A 3269-nucleotide genomic window follows, 5' to 3' on the forward strand; every position below is an offset into this window, starting at 1 on the left:
TTTTGAGTAAGAGGACAGTTGATTTTACTTCTAACTTGTTTTACTAATAATTTAGCCATAATTTCCTTGAATTAACCTTTAAAAACTTTTTCTAAAGAAACTCCTCTTTGTTTTGCAACAGTGTGAGCGCTTCTCATTTGTAATAAAGCATCAAAAGTTGCTTTTACTACGTTGTGAGGATTTGATGATCCTTGAGATTTAGATAATACATCATGAATTCCTACTGACTCTAAAACTGAACGAACAGCTCCACCAGCAATAACTCCTGTACCATGAGAGGCAGGAATTAAGAATACACGTGCACCACCAAATTTACCTTTTTGTTCGTGAGGTACTGACTGACCATTCAAAGGAATTTTTACTAAATTTTTCTTCGCATCTTCTACTGCTTTCGCAATTGCTTCAGAAACATCTTTAGATTTCCCTAATCCATGCCCTACAACACCGTTTTCATCACCTACAACTACAATAGCAGAAAAACCAAATGCTCTACCACCTTTTGTAACCTTAGTAACACGATTTACACTTACCAAACGATCTTTTAATTCAAGACCACCTGGTTTAACTAACTCTATACTTTTGTACTTATTAGACATACTATATTAGAATTTAAGCCCAGCAGCTCTCGCGCCTTCAGCTAATGATTTAATACGACCATGATATAAATATCCACCTCTATCGAAAGTAACATTTTCTATCCCAGCTTTTAACGCTTTTTCAGCAACTAGTTTTCCAACTGCGTTTGCTACAGCAACGTTCGTACCTTTTTCTATTTCTTTTTCTCTTGATGAAGCAGCTAATACAGTAACTCCATTTACGTCATCAATAAGTTGAGCATAAATTTCATTGTTACTTCTAAAAACAGATAGTCTAGGCTTAGCAGCAGAACCGCTAATAGTCTTTCTAATTCTGAATCTAATTCTCTGTCTTCTTTCAGGTTTTGTTAACGACATAATCTTATTTTTTAAGCTGATTTACCTGCTTTTCTTCTTAATACTTCACCTACAAATTTAACACCTTTTCCTTTGTACGGCTCTGGCTTACGGAAGCCTCTGATTTTTGCCGCAACTTGACCTAAAAGTTGTTTATCTAATGATGTTAACTTCACAATTGGGTTTTTTCCTTTTTCAGAAATGGTTTCAACAGTAACTTCTGGCGCTACTTCTAAAACTATATTGTGAGAAAACCCAAGAGCTAAATCTAATTTTTGTCCTTGATTAGAAGCTCTATAACCAACTCCCACCAATTCTAAAGATTTTGTAAAACCATCTGTTACACCAACAATCATATTATTGATTAAAGATCTATACAATCCGTGTTTTGCTCTTTGGTCTTTATGATCAGATGATCTTTCAACTTGAACTTGATCACCTTCAACTTTTACAGTTACATCCGAAAACTCCTGTGTAAGTTGACCGTTTTTTCCTTTTACCGTAATAATACCATCAGCAACTGTAACAGTTACTCCAGCTGGTATTGTTACTGGACTTTTACCTATTCTTGACATCTTTCTATAGTCTTTATATTAGTATACGTAACAAATTACTTCTCCACCAACATTAAGTTGTTTGGCTTTCTTTCCTGTCATCAAACCTTTTGAAGTAGAAACGATAGCAATCCCTAATCCGTTAAGGATTCTTGGAATAGAAGCTGAACTTGAATATTTACGTAAACCCGGTTTACTAATTCTTTGGATATCTTTAATTACTGGCTCTTTAGTATCTTTATCATACTTTAAAGCAATTTTGATTGAACCCTGAACAGAGTTATCCTCAAATTTGTAACTTAAGATATAACCTTGATCAAATAAGATCTTAGTTATTTCTTTTTTAAGATTAGATGCAGGAATTTCGACAACTTTGTGGTTTGCAGCCACAGCGTTACGAACTCTAGTCAAATAATCTGCAATAGGATCTGTATACATATGTATATATTTGCGGTTATGGTTTTCTTCAGACTTTCTGTCGAACCTTTAACCAATTAAAACTCAATTTTTTACCAAGATGCTTTTTTAACACCTGGAATCAATCCATTATTAGCCATTTCACGAAATGTTACACGTGAAATACCGAATTGACGCATATACCCTCTTGGTCTACCTGTTAATTTACATCTATTATGCAAACGAACTGGCGAAGCGTTTTTCGGTAATTTTTGCAAACCTACGAAATCTCCAGCTTCTAACAAAGCTTTTCTTTTCTCAGCATACTTTGCTACCGTTTTTTCTCTCTTAACCTCACGGGCTTTCATTGATTCTTTTGCCATGTCTTAGTTCTTTTTAAAAGGTAATCCTAATTCAGTCAATAATGATTTTGCTTCCTTATCTGTTTGAGCAGTAGTAACAAACGTAATATCCATACCAGATATTTTGTTTACTTTATCAATATCAATTTCAGGGAAAATGATTTGCTCTAACACTCCAAGGTTGTAGTTTCCTCTTCCGTCGAAACCTGTAGCTTTAATACCACTAAAATCTCTAACACGTGGTAAAGCCGAAGTAATAAGTCTATCTAAAAACTCATACATTCTTTCCCCACGTAAAGTAACTTTTGCTCCAATTGGCATTCCTTTTCTCAATTTAAAAGATGCAACATCTTTCTTAGAGATTGTAGAAACTGCTTTTTGTCCAGTTATCTTTGTCAATTCATCAACTGCATAGTCAATCAATTTTTTATCAGAAACTGCTGCTCCAACTCCACGGCTTAAAACGATTTTCTCCAATTTAGGAACCTGCATTACGTTTACATATCCGTACTCTTCTGTAAGAGCAGAGATAACTCTACTCTTATATTCTTCTTTTAGTCTAGGTGTATATGCCATTACTATAGTACTTGATTAGATTTTTTTGAAAATCTTACTTTCTTATCTCCTTCAACTCTAACTCCAGTCCTAGTTGCTTCCTTAGTTTTAGGATCAATTAGAGAGATATTAGAAATTTGAATAGAAGCTTCTTTTTTTACAATACCACCTTGAGGGCTTTTTGCACTTGGTTTCGTATGTTTTGAAACCATGTTTACACCTTCAACAATAGCTTTGTTTTTCTCACGGTCAACACGCAATACTTTACCTTCTTCACCTTTGTGATCTCCAGCAATTACTCTTACGATGTCACCTGTTTTTATTTTTAGCTTTATCATCTTAAAACGAATTAAAGCACTTCTGGTGCTAATGATACAATTTTCATGAATTGTTTTTCACGAAGTTCTCTTGCTACCGGTCCAAAAACACGAGTTCCTCTCATTTCCCCTGCAGCGTTCAAAAGAACACAT

The 3269-nt window shown here is 34.4% G+C and carries 8 protein-coding genes; all 8 read right to left on the reverse strand.

Annotation, left to right across the window (positions count from 1 at the left end):
• Positions 1-71 precede the first annotated feature (71 nt).
• Positions 72-596 (reverse strand): 30S ribosomal protein S5, encoded by a 525-nt coding sequence (gene rpsE / locus WBQ70_RS05420; RefSeq protein ID WP_423911489.1) that lies wholly within the window; start codon positions 594-596, stop codon positions 72-74.
• A gap of 6 nt (positions 597-602) precedes the next feature.
• Complete coding sequence (gene rplR, locus WBQ70_RS05425; protein ID WP_423911491.1) at positions 603-953, reverse strand: 50S ribosomal protein L18; 351 nt, start codon at positions 951-953, stop codon at positions 603-605.
• Positions 954-964: 11 nt separating this feature from the next.
• A complete protein-coding gene (gene rplF, locus WBQ70_RS05430) occupies positions 965-1507 on the reverse strand; it encodes a 50S ribosomal protein L6 (protein ID WP_423911493.1) in 543 nt (180 codons plus the stop codon).
• An 18-nt stretch (positions 1508-1525) separates the two neighbouring features.
• A complete protein-coding gene (gene rpsH / locus WBQ70_RS05435) occupies positions 1526-1924 on the reverse strand; it encodes a 30S ribosomal protein S8 (RefSeq protein WP_264617545.1) in 399 nt (132 codons plus the stop codon).
• A gap of 71 nt (positions 1925-1995) precedes the next feature.
• Entirely contained in the window at positions 1996-2265 is a 270-nt protein-coding gene (gene rpsN, locus WBQ70_RS05440; RefSeq protein WP_026707007.1) for a 30S ribosomal protein S14, read from the reverse strand.
• Between the two features lie 3 nt (positions 2266-2268).
• Entirely contained in the window at positions 2269-2820 is a 552-nt protein-coding gene (gene rplE, locus WBQ70_RS05445) for a 50S ribosomal protein L5 (RefSeq protein ID WP_026707008.1), read from the reverse strand.
• 2 nt (positions 2821-2822) lie between these two features.
• Positions 2823-3137, reverse strand: coding sequence for a 50S ribosomal protein L24 (gene rplX, locus WBQ70_RS05450; protein ID WP_187017209.1), 315 nt, complete (start codon positions 3135-3137; stop codon positions 2823-2825).
• 11 nt (positions 3138-3148) lie between these two features.
• A partial coding sequence (locus WBQ70_RS05455) for an uL14 family ribosomal protein (RefSeq protein WP_282459081.1) occupies positions 3149-3269 on the reverse strand: 121 nt, incomplete at its 5' end.

Source organism: Flavobacterium sp. (assembly GCF_049590715.1).
Taxonomy (GTDB): Bacteria; Bacteroidota; Bacteroidia; order Flavobacteriales; family Flavobacteriaceae; genus Flavobacterium.